Origin of the sequence: uncultured Mesonia sp. (genome assembly GCA_947499595.1) — a bacterium.
Taxonomy (GTDB): domain Bacteria; phylum Bacteroidota; class Bacteroidia; order Flavobacteriales; family Flavobacteriaceae; genus Mesonia; species Mesonia sediminis.
The window spans coordinates 273,915-297,277 of sequence record CANMOY010000001.1; the positions used below are offsets into that span (position 1 = coordinate 273,915).

13 protein-coding genes are annotated in these 23,363 nt (G+C 35.0%); 6 read left to right on the forward strand and 7 right to left on the reverse strand.

What is annotated here, in order from left to right:
* Window positions 1–7: 7 nt before the first annotated feature.
* Window positions 8–517: an NADPH-dependent FMN reductase gene (locus tag ACH2AZ_RS01220; RefSeq protein WP_394906272.1), complete on the reverse strand. Its 510-nt coding sequence runs from the start codon at window positions 515–517 to the stop codon at window positions 8–10.
* On the opposite strand from ACH2AZ_RS01220, the gene ACH2AZ_RS01225 reads away from it, so the two are divergent.
* Window positions 516–1,436, forward strand: coding sequence for a ChaN family lipoprotein (locus ACH2AZ_RS01225; RefSeq protein ID WP_394906273.1), 921 nt, complete (start codon window positions 516–518; stop codon window positions 1,434–1,436). The genes ACH2AZ_RS01220 and ACH2AZ_RS01225 overlap by 2 nt on opposite strands.
* 45 nt (window positions 1,437–1,481) lie before the next feature.
* Here ACH2AZ_RS01225 and acnA read toward each other — a convergent pair whose 3' ends face one another.
* Both acnA and ACH2AZ_RS01235 read right to left on the reverse strand, forming a co-directional pair.
* Window positions 1,482–4,256: an aconitate hydratase AcnA gene (gene acnA / locus ACH2AZ_RS01230; protein ID WP_394906274.1), complete on the reverse strand. Its 2,775-nt coding sequence runs from the start codon at window positions 4,254–4,256 to the stop codon at window positions 1,482–1,484.
* Window positions 4,257–4,289: 33 nt separating this feature from the next.
* The gene (locus ACH2AZ_RS01235; protein ID WP_394906275.1) at window positions 4,290–7,862 is read right to left on the reverse strand and encodes a ShlB/FhaC/HecB family hemolysin secretion/activation protein; all 3,573 of its coding nucleotides are present in this window, start codon (window positions 7,860–7,862) and stop codon (window positions 4,290–4,292) included.
* 212 nt (window positions 7,863–8,074) lie between these two features.
* Between ACH2AZ_RS01235 and ACH2AZ_RS01240 the strand changes: the two genes are divergently transcribed.
* From ACH2AZ_RS01240 to ACH2AZ_RS01260, 5 genes are all read left to right on the forward strand, one after another.
* Window positions 8,075–13,171 (forward strand): translocation/assembly module TamB domain-containing protein, encoded by a 5,097-nt coding sequence (locus ACH2AZ_RS01240; RefSeq protein ID WP_394906276.1) that lies wholly within the window; start codon window positions 8,075–8,077, stop codon window positions 13,169–13,171.
* Window positions 13,164–15,446 carry a BamA/TamA family outer membrane protein gene (locus ACH2AZ_RS01245; protein ID WP_394906277.1) on the forward strand — a complete coding sequence of 761 codons (2,283 nt, stop codon included), beginning with the start codon at window positions 13,164–13,166 and terminating at the stop codon, window positions 15,444–15,446. The genes ACH2AZ_RS01240 and ACH2AZ_RS01245 overlap by 8 nt, the downstream gene beginning before the upstream one ends.
* A gap of 2 nt (window positions 15,447–15,448) precedes the next feature.
* Window positions 15,449–16,321, forward strand: coding sequence for a phosphatase PAP2 family protein (locus tag ACH2AZ_RS01250; protein WP_394906278.1), 873 nt, complete (start codon window positions 15,449–15,451; stop codon window positions 16,319–16,321).
* Window positions 16,322–16,620: 299 nt separating this feature from the next.
* On the forward strand, window positions 16,621–18,159 hold the full coding sequence (locus ACH2AZ_RS01255) for a YifB family Mg chelatase-like AAA ATPase (RefSeq protein ID WP_394906279.1): 1,539 nt from the start codon (window positions 16,621–16,623) through the stop codon (window positions 18,157–18,159).
* Window positions 18,160–18,259: 100 nt separating this feature from the next.
* Window positions 18,260–19,414, forward strand: a complete 1,155-nt coding sequence (locus ACH2AZ_RS01260) for a DUF2891 domain-containing protein (protein ID WP_379044559.1) — start codon at window positions 18,260–18,262, stop codon at window positions 19,412–19,414.
* 626 nt (window positions 19,415–20,040) lie between these two features.
* Here the strand turns inward: ACH2AZ_RS01260 and ACH2AZ_RS01265 are convergent.
* From ACH2AZ_RS01265 to panB, 4 genes are all read right to left on the reverse strand, one after another.
* Window positions 20,041–21,426 carry an aldehyde dehydrogenase family protein gene (locus tag ACH2AZ_RS01265; protein WP_394906280.1) on the reverse strand — a complete coding sequence of 462 codons (1,386 nt, stop codon included), beginning with the start codon at window positions 21,424–21,426 and terminating at the stop codon, window positions 20,041–20,043.
* A gap of 65 nt (window positions 21,427–21,491) precedes the next feature.
* Window positions 21,492–22,193: an RluA family pseudouridine synthase gene (locus ACH2AZ_RS01270; protein WP_394906281.1), complete on the reverse strand. Its 702-nt coding sequence runs from the start codon at window positions 22,191–22,193 to the stop codon at window positions 21,492–21,494.
* Window positions 22,190–22,540: an SdpI family protein gene (locus tag ACH2AZ_RS01275; protein WP_394906282.1), complete on the reverse strand. Its 351-nt coding sequence runs from the start codon at window positions 22,538–22,540 to the stop codon at window positions 22,190–22,192. Before ACH2AZ_RS01275 ends, ACH2AZ_RS01270 begins: the two co-directional genes overlap by 4 nt.
* A gap of 2 nt (window positions 22,541–22,542) precedes the next feature.
* The gene (gene panB / locus ACH2AZ_RS01280) at window positions 22,543–23,361 is read right to left on the reverse strand and encodes a 3-methyl-2-oxobutanoate hydroxymethyltransferase (RefSeq protein WP_379044547.1); all 819 of its coding nucleotides are present in this window, start codon (window positions 23,359–23,361) and stop codon (window positions 22,543–22,545) included.
* Between the last annotated feature and the right edge of the window lie 2 nt (window positions 23,362–23,363).

The window sequence follows — 23,363 nt, forward strand, 5'->3', positions numbered from 1 at the left end:
TACTATTTTACTGATATAAATCAATGCTGGCCAAAATAATTTCTTTTGTTTCTGGCTTCAATTGTAAGAATTTATCATCTAATAAAACATCTTGATGGTATAAATTTAGATGGGTTTTTATATTACATTTTAAGGCTTTGAGGCTTTGCAAAAAAGAACGCATGGCCATATCACCACGTGGTTCTTTTGGAGTAAAAGTTATGGGGAGTACTTTTTTTTGGTAAAACTCACCCGATGCCGTACACCATTCTAATATATTTTTGAGTGCTGCAGGTATATTATGAAGATATTCAGGAGTACATATGATAACCAACTGTGCCTGGTCTATATTTTCTTTTAGTTGTTGAATTTGCTTTTGCGGATTTTCTAGGCGTTTTAAACTAAATAGTGGAATATTATTAATCTGGTTTTCAATAATGAAGGTTGCTGGGTTTTCTACAGCGGTTCCTATAGCACGCAATAACTTATGGTTGGTCCCTGCCTCTTGAGTTGACCCAGATATTCCTAAAATACGCATGAGCAATAAAGTTTTTTCTGAATTGCTTAAATTAGCAAAAAATAAATATATGAGCGTATCTAAACAAATTAAAAATTCTTTTTTATTGCTGATTTTATTTTCAACTTTTGCCTTACAAGGTCAAAAGCTAACTGCTTTTAAAATTTATAATGAAAAGGGTAAAAAAGTTTCTTTTAAAAGAATGGTAAAAGACCTATCAAAGCAGGAGATTGTTTTGTTTGGAGAACTGCACAATAACCCTATCGCTCATTGGATACAATTGGAGTTGATCAAAGAGCTTGATAAGAAAAGAGATTTAACCTTAGGTGCCGAAATGCTCGAAACCGATAATCAGTCCCAATTAAATCAATATTTAGCTCAAGAAATTGACCAAAGTGGTTTAGATAGCCTCGCCCGATTGTGGAATAATTATCATACCGATTATAAACCTCTAGTTGATTTTGCTAAAGAAAACAAAATAACATTTGTAGCAACAAATGTACCCAGGCGTTATGCCAGAATGGTTTACCGCAATGGTTTTGAGGTGTTGGATTCTTTACCCAATAAAGAAAAACAATTTATAGCACCTTTACCCATTTCCTATGATCCCGAACTTCCTGGGTATAAGAAAATGATGAAAATGATGCGTGGTCACAGTAATCCTAACTTTCCAAAAGCTCAGGCGATTAAAGATGCTACTATGGCTCATTTTATTTTAAAAAATTATAAGCACCCTAATTTATTTATACATTTCAACGGTGCTTATCATAGTGACTATTATGAAGGTATTTTTTGGTACTTAATCAACCAAAATAATGCCTTAAAGATTAAAACTATAAGCACTGTGATGCAAGAGGATGTAAATAAACTGGAGCAAGAATACAAAAAGAAAGCCTCTTATGTTTTGGTGGTGGATGAGGATATGACTGCAACATATTAAGTTAAACTCTCTAGATTTAAAAATAAACCTAGAGAGCAACACGATTTATTCGGATAAAAATTCTCGCAGTACATATTGTAAGATTCCACCGTGTTTTAAATACTCAATTTCAATTTTAGAGTCCAATCGAAGTTCAACTTCAAATTGCGTGTTCTTGCTTTTTTCATCTATAGCAGTTACAGACAGAATTTTTCCTGGAGTTAATCCGCTTTCTATACCTGTAATGGTATATTTTTCTTTTCCGGTTAATCCTAAATTTTCTGCATTTTCACCGCTTTTAAATTTTAAAGGCAATACACCCATACCAACTAGATTTGAACGATGTATTCTCTCAAAAGAACTAGCTATTACCGCCTTAACACCTAATAAGTTGGTGCCCTTTGCAGCCCAATCACGAGAAGAGCCAGAACCGTACTGTGTACCAGCTAACACAATTAATGGTGTTTTGCTGGCTTTGTATTTCATAGCCGCCTTATAAATACTCATTTCTTCGTTATCGGGAAAATAATTTGTGTATCCACCTTTGCGTTGAGCAATCTCATTATTCATGCGCACATTCGCAAAAGTACCACGCATCATCACTTCGTGATTACCTCGACGGGAACCGTATGAGTTAAACATTTTTCTTTCTATACCTTTTTTAAGTAAATATTCACCCGCTTCACTTCGTTCAGAAAAAAGCCCAGCAGGAGAAATATGATCGGTAGTAACTGAATCACCAACTTTAACTAGAACTTGGGCATTTTTTATATTAGACAAAGGTTTTGCTTTTTCACTTATATTTTTAAAGAAAGGAATTTCTTTGATATAAGTAGAATCTTCTCGCCATTCATAATCTAAACCTAAAGGTGCTTTAAGTTGTTTCCACTGCTCCTCACCGTCAAAAATAACTGCATACTCTTGCTTATAGTCTTCTCGGGTAGTAGCCGATTTAATCGCATCTTGAATTTCTTCCTTATCTGGCCATATATCCTTTAAGTAAACTGGATTTCCGTTTGCATCTCGGGTTAAAACATCTTCCAATAAGTTGATATCAACGCGCCCAGCAATTGCATAAGCCACAACAAGCATAGGTGAGGCTAAAAAATTCATTTCTACCTTGTTGTGTATTCTAGCTTCAAAATTCCTATTTCCACTTAAAACTGAAGCTACTAATAAATCGTTTTCATCTATAGCTTTTTCAATATGGGAGGGTAGGGGACCTGAGTTTCCTATACAGGTAGTGCAGCCATAACCAACAACATGAAAACGCAAGGCTTCTAAGTCCTCTAAAAGTCCGGCTCGCTTTAAATAATTAGTAACAACCTTTGAGCCGGGGGCTAGAGAGGTTTTTACCCAAGGTTTTACATCTATACCTTTTTCTATGGCTTTTCTAGCCATTAAACCTGCACCCAGCATAACAGAGGGGTTAGAAGTATTGGTACAAGATGTGATAGCCGCAATTACAATAGATCCGTCACTTAAAGTATATTGTTCATAATCTTGTTTGATTTTTACCGCATGTAATTTTTCATCCTTTTTAATCTTAATGTCGGGGTTTGCAGGATCTTTTTTTATTTTTTTACTGAATTGAGTTCCAGAACCGCCTTCGGCATACCAAGTTTCTCTCTTCTCTAAATCTAGGTAGTCGCGCCCGTGGGCATCGGCCAGTATCTCACTAAATTTATTTTTTAACTCACTAACGGGTATTTTTTGTTGAGGTAATTTTGGGCCCGCAACACTAGGCTCTAATTGAGAGAGATCTACTTCAATTACATCACTATAGTTGCTTTGTTCTATTCCTTCTCTCCAAAATCCATTTTCTTTGCAATACGTTTCTACCAAATCAATCTGTTCTTTACTTCTATTGGTAGCTGTCATATATTCAAGCGTACGTTGATCTATCGGGAAGTAGGTCACTGTACAACCAAATTCTGGTGACATATTGGCTATAGTTGCTCGGTCTGGAACCGTAAGATGATCAAGGCCTGAACCAAATACTTCAACAAAATCGCCTACAACCCCGTAATTCCGTAAAGTTTCAGTTATTTTTAAAACCATATCGGTAGAAGTTACTCCTTTTGGTTTTTGCCCTATAAGTTTTAAACCAATAACCTTAGGACTCGAAAAATAAATGGGTTGCCCTAGTAATGCTGCTTCGGCATCTATACCGCCAACACCCCAGCCCAAAACGCCTATTCCGTTAACCATTGGTGTATGTGAATCTGTACCTACTAGCGTATCTGGAAATGCCCAACCATCACGTTCAACAATTCCTTTAGCCAAATATTCTAAATTCACTTGATGACAAATACCCATTCCTGGGGGTACTACGGTAAAATTATCAAACGCATTTTGCGCCCATTTTAATAACTCATAACGTTCTTTGTTTCGTTTATACTCGTAGGCAACATTCTTTTTATAAGCATAGTCGGTTCCAAAAAAATCAACTTGAACAGAATGATCGATAACTAAATCTACAGGGACTTTAGGATTTATTTTTGAGCCGTCTTTTCCTTTACGGATTGCCTCAGAACGTATAGCGGCAATGTCAACAACGGCAGGTACTCCAGTAAAGTCCTGCATGAGGACTCGAGCAGGCTTAAAGGGAATAGGGTTTTTACTCCCCGAAGGATTCCAATTGATTAAATCAAGTATGTGCTTTTCATCCACCAGAAAATCATCGTAATTACGCAATGCATTTTCCAATAAAATCCTAATTGAAAAGGGTAGCTTTTTAATTTGCTCGTATTCTTTTTCAAGTTCTTTTAAGCTGATGTAATTAAGCTCTTTACTGTTGATTTTCAACTTGTTTGTTATAGATCTAATTTTCTCTTTCATGGTTCTGGTTTTAACGGTTAATATGTCAAATGCTTAAAATCTAAAGCCTAGGCTAAATAAAAATCGGTTATCTTCGTCGCTCATATAGTAACCCAAATTCGCGGTTAAGGCATTAAAGCCGTTAATAAAGATAGAGCCTCCATAGCTGGTATGCCACTTATTTGAAGAATCGTTTTCTAGCCACACACGACCATAGTCAAAGCCAGCTGAAACACCTACACGTAAGGGAACAAAATTGGTTTTAAATTTAGTTAATCCCACTCTCAAATCGGTAGTTTGATAAAAGCCTGTTTTTCCAGTAAACCGTTGATTACGAAATCCTCTTAAACTTGTATCTCCGCCTACGGTAGCCGCATGGTAAAAATTATAATTGTTTCCTAAGATAAAATTGGCTTCGGCTTTGGTTGCTAGAGTTGCCGCACCACTTTCATGAATAGGATAAACAAATGATAATAAGGGATTAAGATAAGCAAATTTATTGTCAAAATCTCCATTTACAGAAGATTTATAACCGGCTGTCAATCCTAATTCCATACCTCTTCTTGGGTAGCCAATAAGACTTCCTTTATTATTATAGTTTATTGCCAACTCACCACCAGCATATATTTGGTTTTCAAAAATTGGATTATTTTTATTAAAATTATCACCGGTAAATCGATTGTCGTTAAAACTAACTTCATTAGCCTCGATAATGGCTTTTATACTTGCTCTTAGTGCATTTCCTTTGGTATAAATAAGTGATGGGGCTAAATGCCATTGCTTCATATTAACACGATTATAATCTAAGGTCACATCATCTACATCATAAGCACTTGAATTACCCATGCCAAAATAATTGGTCGCAAAGTTATTTCCTGTAATTCTGGCATCTATACCTAAATTCCAATTGTAAAATAAATGAGCAAATTCGGCGTCATAATTGAACTCAAGACCTTGAGTTGCACCATAATAATCAACACTTAGTGTATGCTGGCTGCTAAAAGGATTGCGTAACAAGTCATAGCGCGTATACACATTGGTTATTCCTGCCCTAAAACCAGCATCTCGATTATAGCCTAAACGCGGAAGAACAACATTTGAATCATATATCTTCTTTTTAGGATCATAGTTATTTATAGCATATGAATTGGTTAGCCTTTTTCTACCTACATTTTTAAAGTTATTTTCTTTGGATTTGTAATCGTAAATTTTAGTACGCTTTTTATTCTCAAAATCATAGGTATCCTTTTCTTCTCCGCCAAAAATTTTCAACTTTATTAAATTATCTCCATTTCCTGAAATATGAATATGATCATCGCCATCAAGTGTATAGAGCCAAATTTCCTTAGTTTCTTTTTTGTTATAAGTAGTATTGAGAATTTCTACCCCTTCATCTAAAATTTGAATTTGAGTTTCACCCTTTGGTAATCGTTTAATAAATACCTTATTGTCTTCGTGGGTGGCGATAATAACTTTGTGTTTTTTAAAATAGGTATAATACTCTTTTGCAATGTCTAAAAGATTATCGCGACGTTGTTTTAAGGTAGATTTTATTTGCTCAATACTTTCATCTTGAACATCGGGAAGTAAATCCGCGAAAGCTTTATCAATCACCGAATCACTTAAGTTTTTTTGAATATATTCTACTTGATTTCCCCAGTCTTTCCAAGTTGCACGATTTATAAAAGCTTGGTCTAAATGATATCCGGCATGATTCAACCATTTTAGATTTTTTGGTTCTGGTGTGTAGCTTTGCATAACGCGTAAATTAGGTATTCCTAATTTTAATAGAGCAATGATCGGTCCGTCATATTTGGGAAAAGCTTGATCTCTATCTCTAGGTATAGCTTTGTATAAATCAATACTATCGTTGGACTCAAATTTCGCCCATCGCCATTGGTCTGAATGCCTATCCCAGTCACCTATCAGCATATCAAAAAGTCGAGCCCTTATATAGGTGTTTTCATCAATCCTAGCGTTTTTATTATCTCTTAATTCGAGAAGCATATCTTTTGTACTGATAATATCATCGGCTTGACCAAAAGTTTTAAAATTCTTATTTTCATCTCCTACGTGCTCTTCAAACATATATAACTTGTCACCATAGCTAGCGTTAAACCTACCAAGTCTTTTTTGTTTAGGCACATATACTATTTTCGGATTGGCATGATAAATATCTATTGCATCTAATAAGTGTCCTACGGCAAATGGAGCATAGGGGTGAGCCGTAGTGTAGTAGTCTTGCACAATTTCTTCTGCTATAGTATTTTTCATGTAATCTTTAACATAGTGATCGGGAATGGATGACTGAATAAAGCGCACCGCACTTTTTCTAAGTTCTCTAATGTTATACTCATTTTCATTATCATCAATTAACCTTAAAGTTCTTGATTGATTTCCACCACCAGCTCTTAAAGCACGAACATTATGAGGTAAATTTTCTAAGTTTAACACAGGAGCTTCGATTTCTCGACCATAAATAGAACGATAATGTTCTCCCCAAGCCCATACATAAAAGTCAGATTTGTTAATTTCTTCTTGAGAGTAAATAGAAGCTTTATAGGTTTCTCCGAATTTTGAAATGGGGTGGTAATTTACCTCCTTAAGTGTTTTGCGCTTACTGGGAATAAGGTGAGAAAATACCAATTGAGAACTTCCGCTTCTCATTTCATAAATTGCAACTTTAGTGTCGCCATTGGCATAGGCAATTAGTTTGGCAAAACCAGGCTTTGAACTGCCAAAATGCCCATCATTAGTATCAGGTCTAGTTTTTTTACCAGATTTAAGCGCTCCCGCTATTACTTGTGGTATACCATCATCGCTTAAATATTGTAAATTGGTATGGTTACCCGATACAAATATTACATCTTCAAATTGACTAGCAAGCGTTTCTAAACGTCCTACCAATTCTTGCATAGGTTTACTATAATAATGCTGTTTAGAAAAGCCCCCCATTCTTCCTAAGAACCCTTTGCGTTGAGCACTCAAAACCGGGTGATGTATAGCTACAATAACAGTTTTGTTTTGTTCATCTTTTAGCTCATCTTTAAACTGAGCAAAAAATTGCTCTCGCGTTTTAATTTCACATTTATTATTTATGTAAATATGATCATCCCAATTTTCAAGATACCATTGTGAGTCGACCATTACCAATTCTACTTGATCACTCAAGCTTTCGCGCTCTATAGGACAACCATCATTGGGCCAAAACTCAGCCTTACTGTTATCTTGTAGGAAAGACTCTAAATCGTCTATATTTTCGTGCCCATGTCGGTTCCATTCGTTTTTACCAGGGGTATAAATTATTTTACCTTCAAAACTTATTAAAGGTCTCATTAAATGATTCATTAAAAAGTCTTTCTCTTTTTCACGTTTGTTCTCTTTCGGAGAAAATCCATTTTCACGAGTAATATTACCTAAAGCCACAAAAACCGGGTTTGTTGCATTTTTTGCGTCTTGGGTTATAGCTTTTAAAACAGGAAGAGAATAAGTAGGATCTACATTTCCAGTATTTGCGGTAAAGTAAAGGGTATTTGCAACCTCATTATTTTCTTGAGCAAAGCTTGAGAAATGGATTGCTAGTAATAAACAAAAAATAGTCGAAGCCCCGTGAAGCTTATTTAGCATTTTCATGAATTTTTAATTTGGTTGTATGCTCGTAAAAATCTTAAATTTTAATGAACCAATAATTTTATTTAACCATTTATAACATTTTTTGTTAATAGTGTTAAAAGATTTTACCATTGACTCGCTTGTTTACTAACTTTAACTAAATTTAAACAACTCGGCCTCGACAAATATTCCAGGGCTAAACTAAATTTGCGCGAAAACTCTAAGAATTGACTCAACAAGCAACTAAAGAAAAATCTAAGCCAAATAAAAAAGAAAACACTGCTATGTATAAGCGTGTACTGAGGTTTATTGCCAAATTCTTTTTGGTGATTTTCATATTATTTGTGCTTTTGCTTTTATTTATACGTTCACCTTGGGGTCAAAGTATTATTGTTAATCGCGTAATTGATTACGTGAGTGGTAAAACGGAAACGGTTGTTCAACTTGATAAACTCTTTATAACTTGGCAAGGAAATATTAATCTAGAAGGACTTTATTTAGAAGATAAAAAGGGAGATACCTTGCTTTACACCCGGCAACTAGAAGCAGATATTCCATTGTATCCTATTTTATCCAACAATAATCTAAACATTAACTCTCTAGAGTGGGATGGGGCCGTAGCCAATATAAAAAGAAAAGACACCTTGGCGGGGTTTAACTTTCAGTTTCTAATTGAGGCTTTCGCGGATTCAAATCAAACACAAAAAAATACGCAGACAGAAAATCAAAATCAACCACTTAAGATTAATTTAGGCGACTTTTATTTTTCAGATTTTAATTTTACTTATCAGGATGCAGTTTTGGGAAGTGATTTAAAAGTTAAATTTAATGCCTTAGATATATCCATGCAGCAATTTGATCTTGAGAAACAAGATTATTTTATTGACAAATTGCACTTTCAAAAGGCTTTGATTAATTATGTGCAGAGTGAGCCACAATTTATGGTTCAAGATTCTACCCAAAGCCTCTTGCCGCATTTTAAAATGAATGAGATTCGGTTGAAAGAAGTAAGGTTTAATTATTTAGATAAACCGAATCAGCTTAAAGCGGATGTCAATCTCTCTGATTTTTTATTGAGCAAGGGTAATTTGGATCTAAACCAACAAAAGATTAAAATTGACGAGATCGGATTGGTTGACTCAAAAGTAGACATTGATTCAGATATGCTGAATAATCCACAAAAAGAATCAAAGGGAGTTGATAACATTACCGATGCAAGTATATGGCCAGACTGGGAGGTGAATTTAGCAAATATTGATTTTAAAAATAATCAAATAAGTTATCACGAAGCCAGTAAGCCAAGGCAAGAAAATGTGTTTAATCCACAAGCGATGACTTTTAAAGGTCTTTTTGTGAAAGCCAAAAATTTAAACCTAGAGAGAACCAAATCTGTTGGTTTGCAATTAGAAAGACTTGCATTTAAAGAATCTAGCGGTTTTAGAGTAAAAGAAGCTTCTTTTGTTGCCCAAATCACTGATGAAAAATTAAAAGTAAACCAAATAAAACTGGGAACTAACACGTCTAATTTAAGGGCGAATATTCAAATTGACTATACTAATTTAGATGATTTTATAAGCGATTATACCCAAGCAGATTTTAGAGTTGATGTAAGCCAACTAGAAACTCAATGGGTAGAAGCTTATTATTTTGCTCCAGAATTAAAACAAAACCAAGTTTTTTCTCAATTGGGTGAAAATCCGCTTCAAGCGAAATTAAAAGCCAATGGAAATTTAAATACTTTAAATGTAGAACAAGTAAAAGTGAATTGGGGAGAGCACTTTAGCAGCAGTTTAGAAGGTGTTTTTTCTAATATAAATAATATTGATCAGTTAGAATTTGATTTACCTATTTTTGAAATTACCACTCGTAAATCAGCGATTGAGCAATTCATAAAACCAGAAGATTTAGGTTTTAAATTACCAGATGAAATTGAACTCCAAAGTTCTGTAACTGGTAGTACAAGCGCGGGAGAATTAGATGCGTTTTTAGACACGAGCTTAGGATCGATGCAAGTTGAAGGAGAATTCAATCTTGATAAGGTTTATGGTTTTGAAGGAGAAATAAAAACAAACTCAATTCAACTTGCCCAATTATTAGATAATGAAGACTTTGGTAATTTGAGTTTTACAGCACAAATAAAGGCGCAAGGCGAACAATTGAACAACCTTGATGCTGTACTAAAAACCAATTTTACTGAGTTAAGTTATGCCAATTATGATTTTTCGGCTTTAAGTTTAGCGGCCAATATTAAGAAAGGTAGAGGCAGTATTTTTGCAGTTTTTGAAGATGATAATCTGAATTTTGAAGCCCAAACTCAACTGGTTTTAGATTCGATTAAAAGTCAAGTGAATTTTAATTTACATCTAGAGGGAGCCAATTTATATGCCCTTGGGTTAACCGATCGTGATATACGTACAAAATTTGATTTAAGCGGATATTTTAAAGGCAATATGCAAAAATATCAATCTGGTTTAAACTTAGATAACACCGTTGCAGTTTATGATAACAGACCCTATTATTTAGACGATTTAGCTGCTTATCTTGCCGTTGACCAAGACAATACTTTATTGAGTGTTGCTAGCAATTTTTTGCAAATTAATTTAGATGCAAACGATAGCCCAAGTATTATAGATGCTGCCCTTCGCCAACACATCAACCAATACCGTGGAGATTCTTTACAAGTTAGTAAAAATAAAACACCCGTAAAGATTAATTTAAAAGGTAGCTTTAAACCCACTTCCATTTTCAAAGACATTATTTTTGATGGTATTAAACAAATGGATAGTTTGCGTTTTTCGCTTGCTTTTAACGAAGAGAAAAACACCTTAAAAGGCAACTTCAATTTGCCTTATCTTAATTACAGCAATAATAAGTTAAGTGATTTTAAACTAGCTCTTAAAGGAAATGGAAAAACAGCCGATTTAGAGGTGGGGTTTCGAGCCATTGAGGCAGGACCATTTCAAATAGGTAAAACGAGGCTTTTAGGCAATTACAAAGATGAGAAGCTGTACTTTGGTTTTCAAGCATTTCAAGAAGACAATTTAACCTATAACATTCAATCGGTATTATTCCAAAAAGACGGTTATCAACATTTTAAAATTCTTCCTGAAGATTTAAAATTAGACGGCAAAAATTGGCAGGTGCCAGCAGAAAATAAGGTAGTTTTTAATGACCAAGAAATTAATGTGCAGCAAATGCGTTTTAAGCATCAAGAGCAGGTATTTAAATTTTACACCGAACGTCTCGAAAATGATTTTGCGTTAGCCCTCGATTGGAAGAGCTTTAAAATTGAGAATTTATTTCATTATTTAAACCCTAAAAATTCGGTTGCTACCGGATTACTTGATGGTGAGGTGAAATTTATCAATCCCTTAAAAGAAAATGCGTTTACCGCCGATTTACAGATTGCTAATTTGCATATTCTTGAAAATGAAATAGGCGTTTTAAAGATCGATGCCCAAGCGAATGATTATAAAACCTACGATTTACTGGCCGAATTAAAAGGTGATAAAATAGAGGCGCAATTAAAAGGTGACTACACCATTAAAGAAAATACCACCCAGTATGAGTTTGATTTGAATCTTGCACGATTAAATCTTCAACTGGTGCAAAAATTTGCAGACAGCAGTATTAAAGAGGCTTCGGGAGAAGTTTCGGCTCAAATCAAACTCGCCCAAGAGGAAAACCAACTAGCTTATAAAGGAAACATTAACTTCCTAAACGCACAAGTGGTACCTCGCGCTTTAAACACTCCTTATAAACTTGGAAAAGAAAAAATAGGCATTACTAAAGAACAGATTGATTTTAATGCATTTACAATTAAGGATGAACGAGAAAATCAATTTGTAGTAAACGGACAAATTTTGACAAAATCTCTACTTAATCCTGAGTTTGACTTGAGTGTGAAAGCACGAGATTTCTTAGCATTAAATGCCAAAGAAGAAGATAATGATTCGTTTTTTGGTAAAGCAATTTTTGATCTAAACGCACAGGTAAAGGGAGACTTGAATTTTCCTAAAATACAAGCCGATTTAAGTGTGAAAGAAGGTACAGATATTACTTATATTTATCCTAATGTAGCGGCCAATCGTATCACGCAAGATGGGGTAGTGGTCTTTGTAAATAAAGAAAACCCCGATAATATATTAACCCAAAACGCAAAAGCCGAAAAAAACACCCTTAATACAGGCATAGAACTCAAAAGTAAATTACGTGTCGAACCCGGAGCTTCTTTTAAAGTCATTTTAGACGAGCGAACCAATGACAATTTAGAAGTCGTAGGTCAAGGTGAATTGCTTTTCAATATTTTTAAAAACGGTAGAACTACACTAACAGGAAGGTATGATATTAGCGATGGGCATTATGAAATGAACCTTTATAACCTAGTAAAACGCAGGTTTGATTTAGCCGATAATAGCAGCATTTCATGGGTGGGAGATCCTACAGACGCGCAATTAGATGTTACAGCCATTTATGATGTAAAAACATCCGCTTCAGCGCTAATGGCCAGTCAAACTTCCAATGCCTCCTTAGAAGTTCAAAATCAGTTTAAACAACGCATTCCCTTTCAAGTCTATTTAAATGTAGAAGGAGAATTACTTAAACCTAAGCTTAATTTTAGATTAGGAATTCCTGAAGACCAACGCGGGGCCTTTGGCGGAGCGCTTTACGGAAGAATAAACCAACTCAATCAACAAGAAGACGCACTTAACAAACAAATATTTTCTTTATTGGTCTTAAATAGATTTTACCCTAGCTCGGGAAGTGATGGTAGTTCAGGAGGGCCAGCAACCGTGGCAAGAGATAATATTAACGATGCTTTATCAGATCAATTAAATGTATTTTCAGATAAGTTGGTAGGCGATACAGGAATCGATTTAGACTTCGGTTTAAACTCCTATACCGACTACCAAGGCTCGACCTCAGAAAGTCGAACCGATTTAAATATCTCGGCTAGCAAAAAGCTATTTAATGACCGTTTGATCGTACAAGCCGGCAGTCAAGTTGGTGTACAAGGAGATGCTAGACCAGGTGAAGAAAACCCGGTTATTGGAAATGTAAGTATTGAATATTTATTAGCACCTTCAGGAAGGTGGCGCTTGCGCGGATTTAGAAAAAGCGAATATGAAAACGTAATAGACGGTCAAGTTTTTGTAAGCGGTATCGCTTTAATTTTTAATCGAGAGTTTAATCAATTTAAAGAATTGTTTAAAAAAGAGCTTGACAAAGAAAAAACATCGACGCCCGCTCCCGAAGAAGAAAATAAACAAAAATCAAGTAAGCTCAAGGCTACAGAAACAACAAAAGAAGACCAAAATGACTAAAATAAAATTTTCATGCTTAGCGTTTTTAGGGTGGATGTGTTTAGCATTGATTTTACAGGCATGTTCGGTCAAAAAATTCATTCCCCAAGGTAAAACGCTTTACACTGGAGCAGATATTAAACTTAATGATACGCTCTATGCTTCTTTTAAACAAGATGAAAATCTTAAAAACGCTTTGAATGCGGTGCTTTATCCAGAACCAAACTCCAAATTTTTAGGGGGGTACCCTAATCTGTTTTTTTATTATAAAGGACAAAAAGAAAATCCGGGATTTATTTATAAATTTTTAGCCAAGAAAAGGGGAGAAGAACCAGTTTATTTTGAAGATGAAAACGTTAATCAAACAGTTGAACTCATAAAAAACAGACTTGAAAACCACGGATATTATTATTACACGGTAAATTCTAAAGTTGATCAAGATACTACGGCAAAAACCACATCGGTAAATTATCAAATTGCGGCAAAACGCCCATATACCATAGCAGATTATTTGGTAGAAGAAGACTCTATACATCCGGCGCAATTATACAAAGACATTAAGAGTAGCTTGCAAAATTCTTTAATCAAGAAGGGAATGCGATTTAATTTGCAACAATTCAAAGCAGAACGCGAGCGCATTGATAAATTTTTAAAAGAAAAAGGCTATTATAATTTTAATAGTGATTTTTTGATATTTGAAGCCGATACCAATCGTTATGATAAACAAAGGTTCGACTTGTTTTTATCTTTAAAAAACAATATACCTAGAAGATCAAAACACCCCTATGTTTTAGATAGTGTTTTGGTTTTTCCTAATGAAAGCATCGAAAAAGAAAAAAGAAAGCTATTGCCCGAAGTTTTTAATAACATTCATTATTATCAAGACACCCTCTTCTTTAAACCTAAACGCCTAGCTCCTTTTATACAAATCAAACCAGGAGAAACGTATAGCCCAGATAAATCTAAAAGCACCAGCAGACGTTTGGCTTCGACGGGAGTGTATAAATTTGTAAATATTGTTTATAAAGAAAAAGACACTGTTTTAAACGAAAATAATCAATATGAATTGGTTGCCGAAATCAGGTTATCTCCCTATAAAAAAAGGGCAATTCGAGCCAACCTGCAAACCGTTACTAAATCGAATTCTTTTGCAGGCCCTGGTATAGGCTTAGATTACATCAATAAAAACTGGTTAAAAGGCGGAGAGGTTCTAAAAACGGGTTCAACTTTTTCTTATGAAAGACAATTTGGGGGGCAGCAAAAAGGTTTACAGAGTTTACAATTGGGCTTAGAAAGCCAAGTTAGCTTTCCACGTTTGTTATTCCCTTTTGATATCAACCATAGGTTTAAATATAGTACCCCAAAAACCAATATAAGAGTAGGTTATGATTATTTAAATAGAAGCAATCTTTATAGTTTAAACTCTATTTCCGCTTCATTCGGGTATTCTTGGCAAGCAAATAAATACGTAACTCACAGCTTGAACTTACTGAAATTAGATTACGTTAGATTAGGAAAAACTACTTCTGAATTTGAAGCCATTCTCGATGAAAATCCATTTTTAAGAGAAAGTTTTGAGCAACAGTTTATCTTAGGTCTAACGTATTCTTTTACCTATAATGAATTACTTAGCGAAAATAAAAACAGTGGCATTTACTTTAATCTTAATTTTGATACCGCTGGTAATAGTTTGGGTATTTTTGGTAAACAAGAAAAAGGAGAGGAGGTAAAGAAGTTCCTGGGGCTAGCCTATGCACAATACGCCAAAACCGATATTGATGTAAGTTATCATCTAAATTTAAATAAAAATCAATTTTTAGTAGGGCGGGTTTTTGCCGGTTTAGGTATTCCATACGGTAATTCGAATACTTTACCTTTTGTAAAACAATTTTTTTCTGGTGGTCCGTACAGCGTACGTGCATTTAATATTCGTTCGCTGGGTCCTGGAACTTATGAAAGTAACGATGAAGGAGGATTTTTTGACCAGTCGGGAGATATACGCTTAGAAGCCAATCTAGAATACAGATTTCCTTTGTTTAACTATGTAAATGGTGCTATTTTTGTCGACGCTGGTAATGTGTGGCTTATGAATGAAAATGAAAAATTACCCGGTGGTAAATTTACCAACGATTTTATAAATGAATTTGGAGTAGGCTCTGGAGTAGGGGTACGAGTAGATATACAAGGATTTGTATTAAGATTTGATCTCGCAGCGCCTTTAAAGAAACCGGCCCAAAACTGGAAATTTAACTATTCCAAACCCGTATTTAACTTTGCTATTGGTTATCCTTTTTAATTATGAAAAAAAAATACTTACTTTCTCTTGTTTTTGTATTACTTTCTGGAGTTATATTGGCTCAAAACAAGTATGCATTTAATAGCATAGATAGTTTACAAGAACCTGTAAAAATAACTACTTGGGATTTAGCTAAATATGATGCTTCTCTCGCTTGGGGCGGATTCAAAAACGTTTTTGCGAGTCCCTTTAAATGGAATCAGGACGATTGGGCTACTGCTGCAGCGATTGGAATAGGCACCGCAGGTTTACATATTTTAGACGATGACGCCAAACGATATTTCAAAGACCAAGAAAAAGATATTCCTTCTATTGTCCGCGATTTTGGTTGGTATTTTGGTAGTCCGCAGAATAATTATGGTGTAAATGGAGGTATATACCTAGTAGGCTTATTCACCAAAAATGAGAAAATAAGAAGAACAGGAATCTTAATGATTACTTCGGCCAGTGCAGCTGGATTGGTGCAAACGGTAGCAAAAAAGGTAACCGGTAGAGCCAGACCGTCAGATGGGGGTAAATTTACTTTTAAACCTTTTAAACCAGGAGGCGGCTATCACTCTTTCCCTTCAGGACATACTATTTTATCTTTTACTACCTTTTATTCCTTATCAAAGCAATTTGATAATCCCTGGATTAAAGGCGGACTCATAACAGCCGGTATGATTTCTCCCGTTTCACGACTCTGGGCGGGTGCACACTGGCTTACCGATGTAGCGCTTAGTGTCGCTCTTACTGTTGTGGTTGTAGATAGCGTAGACAATTACTTGGATAAGCAAATGAAAAGTGACACTGAATTAAAGCAAGCCAAAAGAAATCGTATTTCGTGGCGCTTGCAAATGGGGCCCAGCTCAATTGGTTTAAGGGGTACATTTTAGATGCTTTTTTCACTATTAATTCTCTGTAATTGGTACAAGCCCCCATTTCGGTATCGTTGAAAATATCCGCTTAAAGCTTTTGAGTTAAATTCAATAGCCCTTCTAAAACTATTTGTTTCTCTAATTAATTCAATGTAGACACTTTTGGTTAGTATCCTAATTTCTGCTTTTTTACTACTAATTTTCTTCAGTAAAATGACAAAACCTTAATATTATATCTTTGTTTTAAATAAATTGATTAAATTTTACCTTTCTATTAACAAACAACAGTAAAATTTTACTCACTAAAACTAAATTATATGTTGGTTAAGGTATTTGGCAGCGCTGTTTTTGGCGTTGAGGCCACCACGGTGGTGGTAGAGGTAAATGTGGTAAGTGGTATTGGTTATCACCTAGTAGGTTTACCCGATAACGCAATCCGCGAAAGCAGTTTTAGAATTGCCGCCGCTTTACAGAATAACGCTTATAAGCTTCCTGGTAAAAAAATTACCATAAATATGGCTCCAGCCGATTTGAGAAAGGAGGGTAGTGCTTATGACTTAACTTTGGCCTTGGGTATATTAGCCGCCAGTGAACAAATCAAAGCCGATGCAATTGACGAATATTTAATCATGGGAGAACTTTCTTTAGATGGAAGTTTACAGCCCATTAAAGGTGCGCTACCCATTGCAATAAAGGCAAAGGAAGAAGGTTTTAAGGGTTTTATTTTGCCTAAACAAAATGCAGCTGAAGCAGCTATTGTAGATGGGTTAGAAGTGTACGGTGTTGAAAATATTACGCAGGTAATTGAATATTTTGATCAAGCCATTCCTTTAGAGCAGACTATTGTAGATACCAAAAAGCAGTTTTATGAGAGTTTAGAGCATCCTGAATTTGATTTTGCTGATGTTAAAGGTCAAGAATCTATAAAGCGTTGTATGGAAATTGCTGCTGCTGGCGGACATAATATTATTTTAATTGGTCCGCCAGGTTCTGGAAAAACCATGTTAGCCAAACGATTACCTAGTATACTTCCGCCTATGACTTTACATGAGGCTTTAGAAACTACTAAAATTCATTCGGTAGTAGGTAAAACCAAAAACAGTAGCGGATTAATGGCTCAACGCCCGTTTAGAAGTCCGCATCATACCATTTCAGATGTAGCCCTTGTTGGAGGCGGAAGTTATCCGCAGCCTGGAGAGATTTCACTTTCTCATAACGGGGTATTGTTTTTAGATGAATTACCGGAATTTAAACGCACGGTGCTTGAAGTAATGAGACAACCTTTAGAAGACCGTGAAGTTACCATTTCAAGAGCTCGGTTTACGGTAACTTATCCCTCTAGTTTTATGCTAGTGGCTAGTATGAATCCGAGCCCTGGTGGGTATTTCAATGATCCCGATGCTCCTGTAGCTACTTCACCGGCCGAGATGAGTCGGTATTTGAGTAAAATTAGCGGTCCTTTATTAGATCGCATAGACATACATATAGAGGTGACGCCTGTTCCTTTTGAAAAACTCAGCGATGAACGACGTGGAGAGCCCAGTACTGCAATACGGAAACGGGTGACCGCTGCGCGTGAAATACAGACTCAACGTTTTGAAGAAATTCCTAACATTCACTACAATGCTCAGATGGGCGTAAAGCAAATTAGAGCATTTTGTAAGTTAAAACCAGATAGTAAGGAATTGCTAAAAACCGCTATGGAAAGGTTAAACTTATCAGCCAGAGCTTATGATCGTATATTAAAAGTTTCACGCACGATTGCCGATTTAGAGCAAAGTGAAGCCATTCAAAGTCACCATATAAGCGAAGCTATACAATACCGTAGTCTCGATCGTGATGGCTGGTTGGGATAAAAAGATAAGATTAACATATTTTTACACTAAAATTGAATACTCCTTAATTATTTAAAAGCGATTTAATTAATATATTTAGACGCCATTTTAATCGTGTACTATGAGAAATTTAATAATAGTTCTATGTTTACTGTGCTTTGTAGGTTGTAAACAAAAAGAATCTGAATTAACTACTTCTAAGGCTAAAGCCGAATCGATAGAAGACAGTAGTTTGGTAGATGAAATTAGTGAGAATTTATTACCTGATGAAGTAGTGATTTTAAATGAAAAACAGGCTAATGAACTTTTAAAAATGCCACTAAAATGTGTAGATCAAGAATACCCGAATAAATTAAGTCAAACCTTAGGAAGTGAAAGTGATCTTAAAACTCCAAAAGCCTTACATCCTAGTTTTTACGGTTGTTTTGATTGGCATTCCTCGGTACACGGGCATTGGAGTATGGTTAGTTTACTTAAGCAATATCCACAAATTAAAAATTCATCGACCGCTCGAGCTTGGTTAAAGACCAATTTAACCAAACAAAATATAAAAGAAGAAGTAGCTTATTTTAATAAACCCATTAATAAGACTTATGAACGAACCTACGGTTGGGCTTGGCTATTAAAATTAAGCGAAGAATTATATACTTGGGAAGATTCTATCGCTCCTGTTTTACATCAAAATTTAGAGCCATTAACTCAAAAAATCGTACAGAATTATAAGGATTACTTACCCAATTTAAGTTATCCTATTCGAGTTGGAGAACATCAAAACACGGCTTTTGGTTTAAGTTTGGCCTACGATTATGCCCTAACCTTGAAAGATGAAGCGCTTCAAAAATTAATTGAAACTAAAGCTAAGGCCTTTTATTTAAATGATAATACATGTCCGTTAGCCTACGAGCCAAGTGGACACGATTTTTTTTCTCCGTGCTTAATGGAAGTCAACCTTATGCAAAAGGTTCTCGAAAAGGAAACTTTTAAGCTGTGGCTGAAAGAATTTATGCCAGAGTTATTAGATAAATCATTTAGTTTAGAACCAGTGAGCGTAACCGATCGAACCGATGGGAAATTGGTTCATTTAGACGGACTAAATTTTAGCAGGGCTAGTGTTCTCTTTGAATTGGCAAATGCCTACGAAGAATTTGAGTACCTAAAACCAATTGCAGAAAAGCATTTATCTGCTTCTTTCGATAATATAGCAGGAGACTCTTATGAGGGCGGACATTGGCTGGCGACCTTTGCTTTATATGCCATTAATCAAAGAGAGCAATAGATAGTATAAATACGCTACTATGGCGGTCTTAAAAAAATTAATCAGAGTAGGGTGGTCTGTTTTAGTTTATAATTATTACTAGCAATTTAGTTACTTGATTTTTAAAGGAAACTCACTTATTTAAACAATCTTTTGAACGATTTTTAGTTAAATGATACTTATATAGGTTTCCAAAAATTATATTTTAAAATATAATTTATCTTCAATGGTTTTTATTTTTTCACTTCTCAATTTAACCTTTTTAGAAAAATTTTTAAAATAAAGAGAATTTAAATATCAGGTTATAACCATGTCTTTTCTTTTATCGCTAAAAATTTTGTCAAAAATTAGCGCTTATTGAACTTTTTATTCTCTGAGTTTAATTTTTTACCGTATTTAAACAAATACTTCAATTAATATATCTAATACTCTCAAATACAGAATATTAGGTATAGTATATAGATTTTATCTATATCGTTTTTTTGATTATAATTTAGTTCAGATAATTAATAAATAGTATATCTTATTAGCTATCAAATTTTCGATAAGTGCTTATCCAGGTTGTACAAAATGGAGAACAATTTTATTTATACCTTTAAAAAAAAAATTCAAAATCCAGGTTAACTTGATAAACCTAATTTAAAACTTTAAAAAAATAACTTTTTAATTTTTTGTAGCCATTTTTCTTTTTCGAAATAAGGAGGATAACGAAAAGGCGGGTCCCAATAATTTTTACGAATAACTTTTGACTGTAAATGACTAAAACATTCAAAACTATGTTTGCCGTGATAATGACCTAAACCACTATCTCCTACACCCCCAAAGGGTAAGCGGTCGTTAACAAAATGAATCAACACATCGTTTATCACTAAACCGCCCGATAAAAAACTTTCTCCGATTAACCGAATGTTATCCTTGTTTCGAGAAAAAATGTAACTAGCTAGAGGATTTTTATTCTTTTGAATCACCTTTTTAAGAGAAGCTATTTCTTCAAAACCTAAAATAGGAAGAATAGGCCCAAAGATTTCTTTATTCAAAATAGGGTGATTATTTGGCGGTTCGTCTACCAATGTTGGCGCAATAAACCGATAGGTTTTATCATGCTTTCCGCCATAAAGCACTTTTAAGTCTACTAAATAATTTGTAAGCCGGTTAAAATGTTTGTCATTTATAATGTGTGCATAATCACTTGATAGTGGATTTAAATCTGGATAAAACTGATTAAGGTGTTTGGTAATCGCTTCAATAAGTTTACCTTTCACTTTTTGCTGTACCAAAATATAATCGGGGGCTATACACGTTTGGCCAGCGTTAATAAACTTCCCCCAAACGATACGCTTGGCGCTTAATTCTATATTTGCCGTCTCATCTACGATACACGGATTTTTCCCTCCTAACTCTAAAACCGTAGGAATAAGACTTTTGGATGCCCTTTGTTGTATAATTTTCCCTACAGAAGTACTTCCAGTAAAAAAAATAAAATCCCACTTAAATTGTAAAAGCTCTTGGGCTACCTCTTGGCCACCAAGCACTACTTGAACTTGTGAATTCTTAAACACTTTGGTTACAATTAACGCTAATATTTTTGAAGTATGTGTACTATGCTCAGAAGGTTTTAATATTACCCTGTTTCCTGCAGCAATTGCTCCAATAAGCGGATTCATAGCCAATTGGAAAGGGTAATTCCAAGGAGAGATAATTAATACTTGCCCATAGGCTTTAGGAACAAGCTGAGCACGAGAAGGAAAATTCAACCAACTTGATTTTACCTTCTTAGGTTTCGCCCAATTTTCAAGATTTTTTATAAAAAGGTTTAGTTCTTTATAAACCACTAAAACTTCGGTAATCATCGTCTCAAAGTATGGTTTATGAAAATCTTTTTTAAGCGCAGTTATAATACTAGATTCCTTCTTCTGAATCTCCTTTTTTAAATTTTTTAAAAGCTTTACGCGTTCCTTTACGGAAATTGATTCGTTTCTAGCAATAAGATCGGATTGACATTTAAATACTGCTTCTAAATCCTGCTGGTTCATAAATGTTATTTTGATTTGTTTTAAAATAACAAATTAAAAAGTAGCAGCTATATTTTTCTAGCAATTTAACTTAAATGCCGAACGGCGTCCCACAGTGGATCTTCGGGTAGTGGGGCGTCAAAACTAATTCTCTCTTTTTTGACAGGGTGCATAATACTTAGCGTTTTAGCGTGTAAATGAATGCTGGCATCTTTATTACTTCGATTGAAGCCATATTTTAAATCTCCTTTTATCGGGCAACCCATAGCTGAAAGCTGGCTCCTTATTTGGTGATGCCTACCGGTTTCCAAATCGATTTCCAATAAATTATAGTGATTTAATTTCTGTAAAAGCCGGTACCTTAATATTGCCTTTTTGCTATTGGGTACTTCATTTTTGTGCGCATAAGATTTATTTTGTTTAGGGTTTCTAAGCATATAATGCACCAATTTGCCTGCTGTATTAAGTTCGCCTGGTTTTACGATAGCCCAATAAGTTTTTTTATTTTCTTTTTCGGCAAATTGTTTATTAAGCCGTGGTAAAGCTTTGGAGGTTTTGGCAAACAGTACCACTCCAGAAGTGGGCCGATCTAAACGATGCACCACACCTAAATAAACGTTTCCGGGTTTGTTGTATTTTTTTTTGAGGTAAGTTTTTACAATTTCGCTTAGCGGAATATCTTGGGTTTTATCGCCTTGTACTAAATCGCCTGCTTTTTTATTAATCACAATAAGGTGATTGTCCTCATAAATAACCTCAAGGTTATCTATTGTCGAATGATTTTTCATGGCTTTTGCTTTTTAAACTTTTTTTTCAAAGCGTTTTCAACATGGATAATCAAATAAAGAATAGCTGCCAATAAAGCGAATAGGCTCAAAGCTGTGGCTAAAACCTGTTGTTGTCTTAGCCAAAAATGCCCTAAAATACCAATTATCAATAAAAATAAACCTATTTCTATGCTCCGTTGTGCCGCACTTTTCTGAGCAAAATCCCAAGCTTCTTGGCTTTTCATAGATCGATTTGTTCTATAGCCGTAAAGCATATTTATTTCTTTAGGTGGCTTATATTTAAGCAGTAAGCCAACCACCAAGAATATTATGCCTAGCAGCGCATCTAGACTTAAAAATATACTCATTTTTAATATTGTTCCTCTGCGTTGGGAAAGTCACCAGATTTTACATCATCGTTGTATTGCTTGAAAGCCTGTGTCATTTCGGAGTATAAATCGAGATAGCGTCTTAAAAACCTAGGATTAAACTCGTGGGTCATTCCAATCATGTCATGAACTACTAAAACTTGACCATCAACTCCCGCACCGGCGCCAATACCAATCACGGGTATTGAAATGCTTTCGGCTACTTCTTTTGCCAATTGAGCGGGTACTTTTTCTAAAACGACAGCAAAGCAACCTAGTTTTTCAAGCATTTTTGCATCGCTCTTTAGTTTTTCTGCTTCTGCTTCTTCTTTGGCTCGTACCGTGTAGGTGCCAAATTTATAGATAGACTGGGGCGTAAGACCCAGGTGTCCCATAACCGGAATACCAGCATTCAAAATTCGTTTAATTGAGTCTTTAACTTCTTTACCACCTTCTAATTTTACCGCGTGTCCGCCACTTTCTTTCATAATACGAATAGCCGATCGCAAAGCTTCTTTAGGGTCGCTTTGGTAGCTACCAAAGGGAAGATCTACCACAACTAGAGACCTATCTATACCGCGAATTACAGATGACGCATGGTAGATCATTTGGTCAAGCGTTATGGGAAGAGTTGTTTCGTGCCCAGCCATTACATTTGAAGCAGAGTCGCCAACTAAAATAACATCTATTCCTGCGCCATCTACTATTTTTGCCATGGTATAATCGTAGGCGGTTAACATCGATATTTTTTCTTTACGTTGTTTCATATCGACCAACGATTTTACCGTTACTCGTTTGTATTGTTTTTTGGCAGTTGACATAA